The sequence below is a fragment of the Paludibacter sp. 221 genome, assembly GCF_010501035.1.
Classification (GTDB): Bacteria; Bacteroidota; Bacteroidia; order Bacteroidales; family Paludibacteraceae; genus QVMH01.
On record NZ_QVMH01000020.1, the window covers coordinates 1 to 15325 of the forward strand.

The window sequence follows — 15325 nt, forward strand, 5'->3', positions numbered from 1 at the left end:
TGAACAGAAAACAATCATTCCGACAGACTTTAATTTTGTTCTGTCTTTTTCAATTTTCGTTTTTCATTTTTAGTGCAAAAGCGCAGGTAACAATCGGTGCCGACAAAGCACCCGAAAGTTTTTCACTTTTAGAAGTAACAGGTACTACAGGCGGTTTTCGCTTGCCTCAGCTTACTACCGTTCAGCGTAATGCCTTATCGGTAAATGGTAAGGATTTAGCTAAGGGGCTAACTATTTACAACACTACTACTGATTGTTTCGACGTATGGAATGGTACTACATGGGTATCGCATTGTACAGGTGATTCGGCTCCACAAATTACTACTCAGCCTCGTGCTTTCAACTGGAAAGAAACTGTAGGCGCAGGTACTCTGTTAGGTATAGGTGCTGACGCCGCTACCATAAGCGTAGCAGCTACCGGAATAGCTCCTCTTGCTTACCAATGGTACGAAATCACTGCTAATCAGAATGCTGAGCCTAAGGCTGTGACAGACGGTACAGGAGGCGATTCGGATACTTTCACTCCCAGTTTGACTGCTTCAGGCATGCGCCGTTACTATTGCCAGGTTACCGACGCTAATGGTAATAGTATAAACAGTGATATAGCCGAAGTGGCTGTTGGTTGTGGTGCTAAAAACGTAAGTGGTGGTTGGAGTAAATTTATGTGTTATAATTTGGGCGCTACTGTTACAACTATTGCAGCTCAGAAATCAACATCAAGCGTTGTGTATAGTTTCAGTAGTGGTGTAACTCCCGACGATATGAAGGCTTCTCCTGTTTACGGTGACTTATACCAATGGGGTCGTAAAACTGACGGTCACGAGAAGCGTACAAGTGCTGCAACCACTACATTGTCTACTAACAATGACGCTACACTTCCTGCCGGTATTTCCGGTTCCTTTATTAAAGTTCCTTCTTATCCTTACAACTGGGTTGATGTAACAAAAGCTACTGCCGCCGACCTCAACTGGCGTAACCAAAAAAACGGCACTTACGACCCATGTCCTAGTGGTTGGCGTGTTCCTGCTCAAGGCGAATGGAGCGATATCTTCCGTGGCGGTTCAGCTCCCGGAGCTAAAGCTACTGCCGTAGCTAATACTTGGGAGTGGTATTCTACTGGTGGTACTAATGGTTACGAGATTAAGCCTGATGGCGAAACCACCACTTTATTTTTGCCCGCCGCCGGCTACCGCGAGTGCTCTACTGGCGAGCTCTACCACGTAGGTTCCGGCGGCCGCTACTGGAGTGGTAGCCTTAGCAGTATGTGCTCGCTCAACCTGAACTTCAATGGTAGTAACGTGTACCCTGCGGGTCTGAATTACCGTGCGGACGGCTTAAGTGTACGGTGTATCTCAGAATTATAAGATACTTTTTGGCTTCTTTAAAACTGTACGGTGTTGTAAGAGCATAGATAAAGAGGGATGTCTCAAAAGGAAAAAGAACGCAAATTACCCTTAGAGGTTGTTTAAATTTTCCACAAATACGCTATTATAGTTTTGAATATATCTTTTTCGCAATAAATTATGTCCTTTTTTGTGAAATTTTACCTTTCATTTTACTCATTTAGCCCGCTAAAATCGTAAAATGAAGTCAAAATTTCTCTAAAAAATCACCAAAATTTATCTTGCGAGTAAAATTTAAACAACCTCTTAGTTTGTGTTTAAAATAAAATTAAAGGTTAATTCTTTACTTTTGTTGTAAAAAAGAAAGAATTAACCGATTCTTAAAAGTGGACTATGCAAATGACAAGAGTTAAAACTCTACCTTGCGAAGTTGAAAATAATGATAGACTTTATTTGAAAGTCAACAGGGGTAAAACACAAGTGGGTTATGTTCGGCGAATGAAGTTCTTGGGTTATTCCTTTTATATGAATAAAGGGGAATGCCGCCAGGAAAGCGAGGGAGTGGGGGCGTATTAAAGGTTATTGGCGATTGTCGGGCAGCCCGGTTCCCCAACGTCAGAGGCATTGCTAAAAGCAGATTGTCCCACACTATTGAATTATAGTAAATTGTATTGTAAAAAAGGAACCGCTTGTACGGTGGTGTGAGAGGTCGAAAACAAAAATAGGAGAAAACTATTTTTGTTTTCTCCTACTCGATTTATGTTCTCCTTCAGTTATTTCAGGACGCCAAGTTCTTTCCCTACTTTAGTAAATGCAGCAATACATTTGTCTAAATGTTGTTTTTCGTGTCCTGCCGATATTTGCACACGTATACGGGCTTCTCCTTTAGGCACAACAGGATAATAGAAGCCTGTAACATAAATGCCTTCTTCTTGCAGGCGCGATGCCATATCTTGCGATAGTTTAGCATCGTAAAGCATCACTGCGCAAATAGCCGATTGAGTAGGTTTAATGTCGAATCCGGCTTCTTTCATGCCTTTTACAAAGTATTCTGTATTTGCATGCAGTTTATCTTGCAGTTCGTTAGTCGAGCTCATAATTTCAAACATTTCTATTCCGGCAGCAGCTACCATCGGAGGGATAGAGTTTGAGAACAGGTATGGGCGCGAACGCTGGCGAAGCATGTCGATAATCTCTTTTTTACCGGTAGTAAATCCGCCAATAGCACCGCCGAATGCTTTACCTAAAGTTCCGGTAATGATTTCAACTTTTCCGTGCAGGTTATATTGCTCAGTAACTCCACGGCCTGTTTTTCCTACCACACCGGCTGAGTGAGACTCGTCAATCATCACCATAGCGTTGTATTTTTCGGCCAAAGCATAAATTTTATCCATCGGAGCTACGTTGCCGTCCATAGAGAAAACACCGTCAGTAACAATGAGGCGGAAGCGTTGTGCCTGAGCCTTTTTCAGTTGGTTTTCTAAATCTTCCATATCTGCATTAGCATAGCGGTAGCGCTGTGCTTTGCAAAGGCGCACGCCGTCGATAATAGAAGCATGGTTCAGCGCATCCGAGATAATAGCGTCTTCGTCAGTCAGCAGTGGCTCGAAAACACCGCCATTAGCATCAAAACATGCTGCATAAAGGATAGTATCTTCAGTGCCGAAAAAATCTGCAATAGTTTTTTCCAATTTTTTATGCATATCCTGGGTTCCACAGATGAAACGTACCGACGACATGCCATATCCGCGTTCGTCCATAGCCTTTTTGGCGGCGTTAATCAAACGTTGGTCGTTCGATAGTCCCAGATAATTGTTTGCACAAAAGTTCAATACTTTTTTTCCGCCCGAAACTTCAATTTCAGCTCCCTGAGCAGATGTAATGATACGCTCGTTTTTATACAATCCTGCTTCTTTTATCTCATCCAACTGAGATTGCAAGTGCGATTTAAATTCTTGATACATGATTATTTATATTTGATGTTCTTTTGTGTTATTTGCGATGCAAAATTACTTAAAAAAATCAGAGTACATGAGAAAAAATGTCAAATGTTTTTTCAATCTGTTATAGGAACCTTATGACCTTGTCCGGTGAGCCGAAAAACAAGTGAAAGGAGCGTAAAAATACTCATTGTTTGAGCGTAGCGAGTTTGAGGATTTTAGCTCCTTGAGCGTAAGTTTTTCGTGCGAAGCGGGCATAGTCTTGAAAACACCGTTTAAGCAAGAACAGAACCGAGTTTACTCGGATTATGCCGAGCGTAGGCGCTTCAATGAAATTAGTTTTTGTTCCTTTTGCATCAAGGCAAAAGGAAGTAGGTGGATACCTTAAATAAATAAAATCTTTGATTGCCAGAAAAATACTGATTGTTATTCAGTTCTTTATAATGTACTTAATAAAAAAACAGTGAATGCCGAAATAATCCGATTATTCTTTACCTAATAATTTTAACTGCACTCTTTTTCTTGCAGCATCTATTTCCAGTACACGTACTTTCACATGTTGATGTAGCGAAACTACTTCCGCCGGATTGCTTATGAAGCGGTCGGCCATTTGCGATACGTGGATTAGCCCGTTTTCTTTAATTCCCACATCAACAAAAGCACCAAAATTAGTGATGTTGGTCACGATACCGGGCAGTTCCATGCCAATTTTCAAATCGTCTATTGTTTTTACATTGGAGTCGAACTCAAAAACTTTGATTGTTGTACGTGGGTCTCTTCCCGGTTTTTCAAGCTCCTGTACAATATCGGTCAGGGTAGGGAGGCCGACTTTATCGGTGGTATAATTTTTTAGTTCGATTGACTTCAATAATTCCTTATTTCCGATAAGTTGTTTTACATCGGTTTTTAAATCTTTTGCAATAGTTTCCACTATCTTGTAACTTTCGGGGTGGACAGCCGAATTATCAAGCGGTTGCTCACCATCCGGAATGCGCAGGAATCCGGCGCATTGTTCAAAAGTCTTTGCACCCATTTTCGGCACTTTCATCAGTTGTTTACGGTTGGCAAAGGCGCCGTTCTCGGCACGATAGTCCACAATATTTTGAGCCAATTGAGGCCCAAGCCCGGATATATACGTAAGTAAGTGTTTACTTGCAGTATTTAAGTTTACACCCACTTTATTTACGGCATTCTCTACGGTTTGGTCGAGGGCTTTTTTGAGCATCCCTTGGTCTACGTCGTGTTGGTATTGCCCTACACCGATTGACTTAGGGTCAATCTTTACCAATTCTGCCAAGGGGTCCATCAGCCTGCGCCCTATCGAAACCGCCCCACGTACAGTAACGTCATAATCGGGAAATTCCTCGCGGGCTATTTTTGATGCAGAATAGATAGATGCTCCATTTTCGCTTACTACGAAAACCTGTACCTTGCGGTCGAAGCGTGTATTTTGTATAAACTGTTCGGTTTCGCGTCCGGCTGTACCATTACCTATAGCAATAGCTTCAATATCGTATGCCTCTACCATTTTCTGTACCTTTCGCATAGCCTGTTGGTACTCGTTTTGTGGTGGGTGAGGGTAGATGGTTTCGTTATGCAGCAGGTTGCCTTGTGCATCCATACAAACCACTTTGCACCCTGTACGGAATCCGGGGTCGATACCTAATACACGTTTTTGCCCCAATGGAGGTGCTAATAGTAACTGTCGTAAATTTTCGGCAAACACCCGGATTGCTTCCATATCGGCTTTCTGCTTGCTCGACGATGCAAATTCGGTTTCGATAGATGGTTTCAGCAGACGTTTGTAGCTGTCTTCCAAAGCATCAAAAACCTGTTCGGCCGATTCGTTATCACCTTTTATAAAAATACGCTCCAAGCGTTCGATGCTATGTTCGTCGTCAGGACTGATACCCACACGCAGAAAACCTTCGGACTCGCCCCTGCGCATGGCAAGCAAGCGGTGCGACGAAACGCGCGCGAGTTTTTCACTCATTTCGAAATAATCGCGGTATTTTTGTCCGTCTTCCTCCTTTCCTTTGATAACCTTGGAAGTAATCATCGCTTCGCGTGCGAACACATTGCGTACCGAGTTTCGTGCGGCTTCGCTCTCGTTTATCCATTCGGCAATAATGTCGCGTGCGCCTTTCAGTGCGTCTTCAACGTTCTCAACCGACTCTTTTACAAAACCTAACGCCAATCGCTCTATATCGTCTGAATTTTGTTTCATCAGCATTTTAGCCAAAGGTTCCAATCCTTTTTCACGGGCTATTTCGGCACGTGTGCGGCGTTTAGGTTTATACGGAAGATAAATGTCTTCCAACTCGGTCATGTTCCAACAATTTTCAATTCGGCTCTTTAGTTCGTCAGTTAGTTTGCCTTGTTCTGCGATGGTAGAAAGAACGGTTTCTTTGCGTTTTGCAAGTTCACATAGTTTCTCGTAAAGCTCTTTTGCTTCGGCTAACAGTACTTCGTCCATCCCTCCGGTCATTTCCTTACGGTAACGGCTTATGAATGGGATGGTTGCTCCTTCGTTCAGCAGTTGGATGGCATTGCGTATTTGCTTTTCGGATAATTGCAAACTGTCGGAAATCAGTTTTATAAATTGCTGTGAAATATTGTCGGTAGACATATGGTAATAGGATTTATTTTTTATACAAATTGTTTTCTGAAATATATTGCTTTACTTCCTGTGGTAGCCATTTGTCAGCTTCTTTAGCGTGTATATTATTCCGTATTTCAGTCGACGAAATATCGTAATATGGCGTGTCGAGTAGTTGCATTTGGGGAAATTTGCTTGCTACTTCTATAAAATTATACCCACGTCGCGGATAAACAAGTACAGAGTATTCTGCTAAAATTTCCTCGTAGCTTTTCCATTTGTCGAAAACCAAAGCATTGTCGCTGCCTATCAACAAATAAAAGGCATAACCAGGATATTCGGAAGAAAGCAAGTGTAGTGTATCTATAGTGTACGAGGGCTTCGGCATGCTGAATTCTATATCCGAAACTTTCATGTTTTTATTATGTGCCGTTGCCAGTTTCAGCATCTCAAAACGGTATTTTTCGTCTATCAGGTCCGAATCTTTTTTCAAAGGGTTGTGAGGGGAAACAATAAACCATATTTCGTCGACTAAACGCAGTTTCAGTATGTCATTTGCAAGGTTCAGATGCCCGTAATGAACAGGATTGAAAGAACCAAAATATAATCCTACTTTTATATGGTTGTTTTTTTCTGCCATTTATTATCCTCGAAAAATTAATATCTTTGCCTTTCGGTTTGCATTATTAATGCAATGCAAAGATACGATAAAAAATAATACCTTTTATGAACGAAAAAGTTCAGTCTTATATTCAGGAACATCAATTATTAACATCAGGTAAGCCTGTGTTGGTAACGGTGAGCGGTGGTGCCGATTCGATGGCATTGTTGCATGTCCTTTTATCATTAGGGTACGAGTGTATTGTGGCGCATTGCAACTTCCATTTGCGGGGCGAGGAATCAGACAGGGATGAGAAATTTGTCTGTGATTTTTCGCAGAAGAATGATGTTCCGTTTCATAAAATAGATTTTGATACTGTAGGGTATGCTCAGGAGAAGGGTATATCTATCGAAATGGCTGCCCGTGATTTGCGTTACAGTTGGTTTTACGAATTGGCAGAAAAATTAGATGTACAAGCAATAGCCGTTGCGCATCATGCCGATGATAGTATCGAAACGCTGTTGCTGAATCTGATACGTGGTACGGGTTTGCGTGGTTTACGTGGTATTCCTTCCCGAAACGGAAAGGTGGTACGTCCGCTTCTTGCCTGTTCGAGAGAGGAAATAGAATTGTATTTAGCCGCCAATAATATTGGTTACATAGTAGATTCGACCAATAAACAGAATGACTATAGCCGGAATAAAATAAGAAATATTATTATTCCTGAATTGGAAAGTATTAACCCCGCCGTAAGGCAAACCTTATACGATTCGGTAAGGCGGTTTGAGGATACTTGTACGATTTACGAATCGGCTATAAAAAACATCGCTGAAAAGATAGTAAAGAAAGAGGGAGCGCAAATCAGTATTGATATAAAACAACTTGTTGCTCAACCTGCTTTTCACACTGTTTTGTATGAGATATTATATCCTTATGGCTTTACGCCCGATGCGATAGGGCAAATAAGTAAGTTATTGTATGGCGAATCGGGGAAACGTTTTTTTTCTGAAAAATATATGCTTGTGAAGGATAGGGAAGAACTTCTCCTTTTCCCAAAGCAAAGTGTTGATGATAATATATACCTTATTCCGAAAGGGCAAACGTCAATTAACGAGCCTTTGCAGATGGAGTTTAAAAATCTTGTTCGTACTCCGGATTTTCAGGCTTCAAAACTTCCAAATAAAATTCACTTGGATGCTTCTAAAATACAATACCCTTTGCAGCTCAGGCATTGGCAAGAGGGGGATGTGTTTATACCCTTTGGGATGAAAGGCAAGAAGAAAGTAAGTGACTTTTTTATCGACCTGAAATTTAGTCTGTTGCAAAAAGAGCAATGTTGGATCCTGCTTTCGGGCAATGATATTGTATGGATAGTGGGGTACAGAACGGACAACCGTTTTCGGGTGTCGTCAGATACTAACGAAATTCTGGAAATTGAATTATAGCTGCTTTCCTGGGCAATCACCCTTCTCAGACCTTTTTATCTCCCTTATAATTTAGCGATATTTAAGTTTACAGCTTCTTAAAAAATGCTTTTTCTCTGTCGTTTATACAATCAAAAACATTATCTTTGTCAGTCTTTTTTTTGAAAAAAACGGAGAAAGACGATATTTTCGTTAATTATAAAATAAATAAAACCAAATATAGCATGGGATTTAATGATGTTTTGAGTAAACTTTTTGGAAATAAAGCTCAACGTGATTTGAGAGAAATAGAACCGTATGTAGAAAAGGTAAAAAAAGCTTATTCTGAAATAGAAAAACTGAATAATGATGAGTTGCGCCAACGTACCGAAGACCTGAAAAAACGTATTCAGGATTACGTAGCGCCGGAAAGAGATAAAGTAGCTTCGCTGAAAGCAAGTATTGAGGAAACTGAAATCACTCAGCGTGAAAAGATTTACGATGAAATAGACAAGCTCGAAAAAGAAATAACCGAAAAATTTGAAAAAGTATTGGAAGAAGTGCTTCCGGAGGCTTTTTCAATTATAAAAGATACTGCCCGTCGCCTTACCGAAAATGATGAGATAGTAGTAACAGCTAACGATTTCGACCGTGAACTGGCTATAAAGCATGACTTTGTATATATCGACGGCGATAAAGCGCACTACAAAAGTGAATGGACTGCAGGTGGTAATCTTACCAAATGGGAAATGATACACTATGATGTACAGCTATTTGGTGGGGTGGTATTGCATAAAGGAAAAATTGCCGAGATGGCAACCGGTGAGGGTAAAACACTGGTAGCTACATTGCCTGTGTTCCTTAATGCCCTTACACGCAATGGTGTACATGTGGTAACGGTGAACGATTATCTTGCAAAACGTGACTCGGAATGGATGGGGCCTTTGTATATGTTTCATGGGTTAAGCGTGGATTGTATTGACAGGCATCGCCCCAACTCGGAAGAACGTCGTCAGGCTTACATGGCTGACATTACTTTTGGTACAAATAACGAATTTGGTTTCGACTACTTGCGGGATAATATGGCTACAAGCCCGCTCGACCTTGTTCAGCGCAAACACAATTATGCTATTGTGGATGAGGTGGACTCCGTATTGATTGACGATGCCCGTACTCCGCTGATTATATCAGGGCCGGTGCCGAAAGGTGACGACCAGCTTTTTGAAGACCTTCGCCCGCGTGTGGAAAAATTGGTGAGTGTTCAGAAAAAACTTGCGACAGAATACCTTGCCGAAGCACGTAACCTGATGAAATCCGAAGATGAGAAAAAACGTGAAGAAGGTGCATTAGCATTGTTCCGTTCGTACAAAGGTATGCCTAAGAATAAGGCGCTTATAAAATACCTTAGTGAGCAGGGAGTAAGAGCTGCATTGCTTAAAACAGAAGAGTTCTATATGCAGGAGAACAACCGTAATATGCATATAGCTACCGACCCTCTGTATTTTGTTATCGACGAAAAAAATAATTCTATAGAACTTACCGATAAAGGTATCGACCTGATTACAGAAAGCTCGGAAGACCCTGAATTTTTCGTATTGCCTGACGTGGGGGCTGATATAGCCGAACTGGAAAAAGAAACATCGCTATCGGCAGACGAAAAGCAGGCTAAAAAAGATGATATTATGCAGAATTACGCTGTAAAGTCGGAGCGTGTGCATACTATCAACCAGCTACTCAAGGCATATACACTTTTCGAGAAAGATGTGGAATATGTAGTTCTTGAGAATAAAGTGAAAATTGTAGATGAGCAGACAGGTCGTATTATGGAAGGCCGCCGTTACTCAGATGGTTTGCACCAAGCTATCGAAGCTAAAGAACGTGTTACGGTTGAAGCTGCTACGCAAACTTTTGCTACCATTACACTACAAAACTATTTCCGTATGTATCACAAGCTGTCGGGTATGACAGGTACGGCTGAGACAGAAGCAGGTGAGTTTTGGGACATCTACAAACTGGATGTTGTGGTTATTCCTACCAACCGCGCCATCTCCCGTAATGATATGGAAGACCGCGTTTATAAGACCAAGCGCGAAAAATATACAGCAGTTATCAACGAAATAGTGGAATTGGTAAATGCAGGCCGTCCTGTGCTTGTGGGTACAACTTCGGTAGAGATTTCCGAATTGCTGAGCCGTATGCTTACCATTCAGAAGATAAAACATAATGTGCTGAATGCCAAGCTCCACCAACGTGAGGCGGATATTGTGGCAGAAGCAGGACAGCGCAGTACGGTTACTATAGCTACCAATATGGCTGGTCGTGGTACCGACATCAAGCTGAGCGCAGAAGTAAAAGAAGCGGGTGGTTTGGCTATTATCGGTACGGAAAGGCATGAGAGCCGCCGTGTCGACCGCCAGTTGCGTGGTCGTGCAGGGCGTCAGGGTGACCCGGGTTCTTCGGTGTTTTACGTTTCGCTTGAGGACGATTTGATGCGTCTTTTCGGTTCTGAGCGTATTTCCGGTGTTATGGATAAACTCGGATTCAGCGAGGGTGAGATGATTGAACACTCTATGATTTCAAAATCGATAGAACGTGCTCAGAAAAAAGTGGAAGAAAATAACTTTGGTATTCGTAAACGCCTGCTTGAGTATGACGATGTGATGAACTCGCAACGTGAGGTTGTATATTCAAAACGCCGCCATGCGTTGATGGGCGAGCGTATCGGGGTGGATATTACCAACATGATATATGATACTGCGGAAGCTATTGCCGAAAGTACAAAAGAAACAGAAGATTACGAATACTTACAAGAGGAATTGCTCAAGGTGTTTGCAATGGATACGCCGCTTTCGGCCGATGATTTCCGCTCAACGAAAGCTAAAGACATATCGGAAAAAATAGCCGATGCCGCTATTGAGAATTTCAAACGTAAAATGGATAAACTGGCTACTACGGCAAATCCAGTTATCAAACAAGTGTATGAAACACGTGGAAAGCAGTACGAAAATATTTTGATTCCTATTACTGACGGAAAACGAATGTATAACGTTTCTGTTCGTTTGGAAGACGCTTATAAGACTGAATCGAAAGAAATAGTAAAGGCGTTTGAAAAACAAACTTTGTTGTTCGTAGTGGATGACGAGTGGAAAGAACATTTGCGTCAGTTGGACGAATTGCGTAACTCGGTGCAAAATGCGAGCTATGAACAGAAAGACCCATTGTTGATTTATAAACTGGAATCGTTCGGTCTGTTCAAAAAAATGATGGAATCGATGAACCGCAAGGTTATGTCGATACTGATGCGTGGCCAGATTCCTATGCGTGAGCCGGAACACGTGCGTGAGGCACAGGAAGAACGCCGTCAGGATTACAGCAAATATAAAACGCAAAAAGACGAGGTTGCATCTAACGACCCTACAAGGCAGGATACTCGTGAACAGCAACGCCCTGAGCCTCTGGTTCGTCAGGAAAAGAAAGTGGGACGTAACGACCCTTGCCCATGTGGAAGCGGTAAAAAGTACAAGAACTGTCACGGTGCATAGGGTTAGTAGCTAATAGCGAGTAGTGGTATGAATCGTAAATCGTCTTAGTTCTTAAAATAGTAGATATAAAAAATTATGCTTAATTATATTACATGGAACGTTGACCCTGAAATTTTCAGTATTGGCCCGCTTACCGTTCGGTGGTATGGTTTGCTTTGGGCTGCTGCAATTCTGGTGGCTTGGGAGATTGTAAAAAAGATTTTCAAATACGAAAAGCATCCTGAGGCATGGGCTGATAAATTGTTCATCTATGGAACTATAGGTCTTATCGTGGGAGCACGTTTGGGGCATTGTCTTTTTTACGACCCGGTTTATTACCTTTTGCACCCTTGGGAAATGTTGTATATATGGGAAGGAGGGCTTGCCAGCCATGGAGGTGCTGTAGGCTTGTTGATAGCCATGTATTTCTATAATAAAAAAGTAACCCATAAGGGCTTTGTATGGATGCTCGACAGGTTGGTAATCGGAGTTGCCGTAGGCGGAGCTTTAATCCGTCTGGGAAATCTGATGAACTCCGAAATATATGGTGGCCCTACTACGCTGCCTTGGGGATTCAGGTTTGTAAGAGACCTTATGTGGCATATGCCCATTGAGTTGGGAGGGGCAGGGGAATTGCCATGTCACCCCACGCAGATATATGAAATGTTGTATTGCCTCATTACATTTGCCATTATCTGGTGGATGTATTGGAAAAAGAAATCGTATAAACGACCGGGATTGATATTCGGTGTATTTCTGATAGGTATATTTGGAACCCGTTTTCTGCTTGAGTTCATCAAGTTCAACCAGGTTGATTTTGAAGCTACCATGTTCCTGAATATGGGGCAATGGCTGAGTGTGCCGTTTATTATCTGGGGAATTTACCTGATTATCCGGGCAAGCAGAATGAAGCCCATAGAGGAAGAAAAGAAAAAAGAGGAACACTCTGTTATACGTTCGGCAAGTACGGAAAAAAATGAAAAGGAAAGCGCAGCAAAGAAAAAGACTAAATAATTAATTTTAAGAAATCCTCATATTTTGGAATGTCCGGTAAAAAATCATACCGGGCATTTTTTGTATCTACCCTACAGCAATAATGTTCCAAGCCGTTGCTTACCATGAAAAACTGAACGTTTAGCTTTACATTGTATACAGCTACCTGGTCGAACACTTTCTGTGTAATGGGTACGTTTGGGGCTTTAAACTCAATAATGAGGTTGGGATTTGCATAATTGTTGAACAAAACAGCATCGCAACGTTTCTTCATATTATTCAGGTCAATCTGATGCTCTATAGCAAGTAGCGATGCCGGATAATTCATTTCTTCAATCAGGAAGCGTATAAAATGCTGCCTCACCCATTCTTCGGGAGTAAGCGCTACATAGCGTTTACGTTGCTGGTCGAAAACAAAAAACCGCTCGTTTTGTTTTTTTATTTTAAATTGATATTCCGGAAGATTTAGTTGATACATTTTTTGTAACTTTGAAACTCTGAAGTATATTGCAAAGGTACAAACAAAAGTAGAATATGAGCCTATGAAAACCAAAAAAGAGATTGTTGAAAATTGGCTGCCAAGATATACAAAGCGTCCGTTGAGCGAGTTTGACGATTATATACTGCTCACCAATTTTAATAATTATGTCGAGTTGTTTGCTCAGTGGAATGATGTACCTGTGTTGGGAAAAGACGGGAATATGCCCAATGCCTCCGCCAAAGGTATAACCATGATTAATTTTGGCATGGGAAGCCCCAATGCTGCTGTTATTATGGATATTTTATCAGCTATAAGTCCTAAAGCTGTATTGTTTTTAGGGAAATGCGGCGGGTTGCGCAATAAGAACAAAGTAGGCGATTATATTCTTCCCAGTGCGGCTATACGTGGCGAAGGTACTTCTAATGACTACTTTCCGGCTGAGGTTCCTGCACTTCCGGCATTTAGCTTACAGCGGGCTGTATCCTCCAATATTCGCGACTTTGGCAAAGATTATTGGACAGGAACGGTTTACACTACCAACCGCCGTGTGTGGGAACATGATGATGATTTTAAAAGATACTTGCGTGTGACACGTGCTATGGCTGTGGATATGGAAACTGCAACATTGTTTTCCGTCGGTTTTTACAACAGTATTCCTACCGGAGCTTTATTGCTTGTGTCGGATATGCCTATGCGGATAGATGGTGTGAAAACAATAGAAAGTGATAAGCAAGTAACCGCAAGCTTTGTTGAAGAACACATTAAGATTGGGGTTAAGTCGCTTACCTCGTTGATAAACAACAGCCGGACAATCAAGCATTTGCGATTCGAATAATTTAGCTAAAGAAGTATATATATACCAAGATGCCAAAATGAAAAGAAGGTGTCTCAAAAGTCTTTTTTGAACGCAAATTACGCAGATTACGCAAATTTTATTTTTTAAACTTGCTTTATTTCAACGAAATAAGATTTGCGTAATCTGTGTAATTTGCGTTCTCTTTTTTGAGACACTCTCTTTTCCATATATCTGACCAATCATTTTAGTATTACTCTCTTATTTACTATCCTTGTTCTTCTTTGTCGGCCTGCCTACAATAGCAAGCCCTCCTTCGGCGGTTTCTTTGTACAGGCTTGGTAGGTCTTTTCCTGTCAGTCGCATGGTTTCTACCACTTTATCGAAACTGACAAAATGTTTTCCATCCGAAAGCATTGAGGCGAGGTTTGCATCGAATGCCCTTAGTGCTGCGAACGAGTTTCTCTCGATACATGGGATTTGTACCAACCCGCATACAGGGTCGCACGTGAGCCCCAAATGGTGTTCCAATCCCATTTCGGCGGCATATTCTATCTGGTAAGGAGTACCTCCGTATAGTTGGTTTGCTGCTGCGGCAGCCATAGCACAGGCTGTGCCTACTTCGCCCTGACAGCCTACTTCGGCTCCCGATATAGAAGCATTGTTTTTTACAACATTACCAAAAAGTCCTGCTGTAGCCAATGCCCGAAGTATTGAAATATCCGAAAAGTTGTGGGTGTGTTTCAGGTGATACAGTACGGCTGGTATAATTCCGGCAGAGCCACAGGTAGGTGCGGTAACGACCAATCCTCCCGATGCATTTTGTTCTGATACCGCAAGTGCATAAGCCATGATTTGGCAACGGTTTTTCAAGCTGTCCTTATAGCCACTTGCTTTTACATAATATGAAGCTGCTTTTCTTCTTAAACTAAGCCCTCCGGGGAGTACACCTTCGTTTTCCAGCCCTTCGCGTACCGATTGTTGCATAACCTGCCATACTTCGTTCAGATAGTCCCATATATCGCTCTCCTCATGGTCTTGCACGTATTCCCAGTATGTTTTGCCTTCCTCGTCAATCCATTCGAGTATATCTGATATGGTAGTGTGTGTATAAATATGTTTTTCGGTAATGCGTGAATTTTCGTCAATAATCTTACCGCCGCCTATGCTGTATACAGTCCATTCTTGCAGTAGTTTGCGTCCTTCGTCGAATGCTTCAAACTTCATTCCGTTTGTATGGATTGGTAATACTATCTGTGGAAACCATAATATCTCTACAGGTATGGGGCTCATAGCATCAATGATTGCAACATCCGTAAGGTGACCGCGTCCTGTTGCAGCAAGGCTCCCATACAGGCTTACCTGGTAAGATACGGCTTCGGGTGTACGTTCTTTGAACTGTGTGGCTGCCATACGTGGCGCCATAGTGTGGCTACTCGAAGGGCCATACCCTATGCGAAATATAGATTTAATAGATTCCATAAAAATGTTGCAATATATTGCCTTAAGTGTTTGATGAAAATTAATGTCGTATTTTAGAAACAGTTTTGAATTCTACGAATTATAAATTAAAGTCTTTAATAATTGGGAGATGTTTTGAAAAGTATGCTGACTTGAAAAGTCAGCATACTTTGTAAAACACATCCAATAA

General features: G+C 41.7%; 10 protein-coding genes. 5 read left to right on the forward strand and 5 right to left on the reverse strand.

Going from position 1 to position 15325, the window contains the following annotated elements; all coding sequences use genetic code 11:
* On the forward strand, positions 1-1364 hold a 1364-nt coding region (locus tag D0T49_RS06070), incomplete at its 5' end, for a fibrobacter succinogenes major paralogous domain-containing protein (protein ID WP_239057014.1).
* A gap of 752 nt (positions 1365-2116) precedes the next feature.
* Here D0T49_RS06070 and kbl read toward each other — a convergent pair.
* The 3 genes from kbl to nadD all read right to left on the reverse strand — a co-directional run bounded on the left by kbl (position 2117) and on the right by nadD (position 6522).
* Positions 2117-3307, reverse strand: coding sequence for a glycine C-acetyltransferase (gene kbl, locus D0T49_RS06075; protein ID WP_163629705.1), 1191 nt, complete (start codon positions 3305-3307; stop codon positions 2117-2119).
* Positions 3308-3767: 460 nt separating this feature from the next.
* Positions 3768-5912, reverse strand: coding sequence for a Tex family protein (locus D0T49_RS06080; RefSeq protein ID WP_163629706.1), 2145 nt, complete (start codon positions 5910-5912; stop codon positions 3768-3770).
* A 13-nt stretch (positions 5913-5925) separates the two neighbouring features.
* Positions 5926-6522, reverse strand: a complete 597-nt coding sequence (gene nadD, locus D0T49_RS06085) for a nicotinate (nicotinamide) nucleotide adenylyltransferase (RefSeq protein WP_203583431.1) — start codon at positions 6520-6522, stop codon at positions 5926-5928.
* An 86-nt stretch (positions 6523-6608) separates the two neighbouring features.
* Between nadD and tilS the strand changes: the two genes are divergently transcribed.
* The 3 genes from tilS to lgt all read left to right on the forward strand — a co-directional run bounded on the left by tilS (position 6609) and on the right by lgt (position 12421).
* Positions 6609-7928, forward strand: coding sequence for a tRNA lysidine(34) synthetase TilS (gene tilS / locus D0T49_RS06090; RefSeq protein WP_163629707.1), 1320 nt, complete (start codon positions 6609-6611; stop codon positions 7926-7928).
* Positions 7929-8131: 203 nt separating this feature from the next.
* Complete coding sequence (gene secA / locus D0T49_RS06095) at positions 8132-11428, forward strand: preprotein translocase subunit SecA (protein WP_163629749.1); 3297 nt, start codon at positions 8132-8134, stop codon at positions 11426-11428.
* 75 nt (positions 11429-11503) lie between these two features.
* The gene (gene lgt, locus D0T49_RS06100) at positions 11504-12421 is read left to right on the forward strand and encodes a prolipoprotein diacylglyceryl transferase (protein ID WP_163629708.1); all 918 of its coding nucleotides are present in this window, start codon (positions 11504-11506) and stop codon (positions 12419-12421) included.
* Here lgt and D0T49_RS06105 read toward each other — a convergent pair.
* Positions 12414-12878 (reverse strand): type I restriction enzyme HsdR N-terminal domain-containing protein, encoded by a 465-nt coding sequence (locus D0T49_RS06105; protein ID WP_163629709.1) that lies wholly within the window; start codon positions 12876-12878, stop codon positions 12414-12416. The genes lgt and D0T49_RS06105 overlap by 8 nt on opposite strands.
* Positions 12879-12942: 64 nt before the next feature.
* Between D0T49_RS06105 and D0T49_RS06110 the strand changes: the two genes are divergently transcribed.
* Entirely contained in the window at positions 12943-13716 is a 774-nt protein-coding gene (locus D0T49_RS06110) for an AMP nucleosidase (protein ID WP_163629710.1), read from the forward strand.
* A 219-nt stretch (positions 13717-13935) separates the two neighbouring features.
* Here the strand turns inward: D0T49_RS06110 and D0T49_RS06115 are convergent, their stop codons facing one another.
* The gene (locus D0T49_RS06115; protein WP_163629711.1) at positions 13936-15156 is read right to left on the reverse strand and encodes an L-serine ammonia-lyase; all 1221 of its coding nucleotides are present in this window, start codon (positions 15154-15156) and stop codon (positions 13936-13938) included.
* Positions 15157-15325: the final 169 nt, after the last annotated feature.

Excerpts from the sequence above, each read along its gene's own strand:
- kbl (WP_163629705.1), bottom strand. The coding sequence starts at position 3,307 with ATGTATCAAGAATTTAAATCGCACTTGCAATCTCAGTTGGATGAGATA.
- D0T49_RS06080 (WP_163629706.1), bottom strand. The coding sequence starts at position 5,912 with ATGTCTACCGACAATATTTCACAGCAATTTATAAAACTGATTTCCGAC.
- nadD (WP_203583431.1), bottom strand. The coding sequence starts at position 6,522 with ATGGCAGAAAAAAACAACCATATAAAAGTAGGATTATATTTTGGTTCT.
- tilS (WP_163629707.1), top strand. The coding sequence starts at position 6,609 with ATGAACGAAAAAGTTCAGTCTTATATTCAGGAACATCAATTATTAACA.
- secA (WP_163629749.1), top strand. The coding sequence starts at position 8,132 with ATGGGATTTAATGATGTTTTGAGTAAACTTTTTGGAAATAAAGCTCAA.
- lgt (WP_163629708.1), top strand. The coding sequence starts at position 11,504 with ATGCTTAATTATATTACATGGAACGTTGACCCTGAAATTTTCAGTATT.
- D0T49_RS06105 (WP_163629709.1), bottom strand. The coding sequence starts at position 12,878 with ATGTATCAACTAAATCTTCCGGAATATCAATTTAAAATAAAAAAACAA.
- D0T49_RS06110 (WP_163629710.1), top strand. The coding sequence starts at position 12,943 with ATGAAAACCAAAAAAGAGATTGTTGAAAATTGGCTGCCAAGATATACA.
- D0T49_RS06115 (WP_163629711.1), bottom strand. The coding sequence starts at position 15,156 with ATGGAATCTATTAAATCTATATTTCGCATAGGGTATGGCCCTTCGAGT.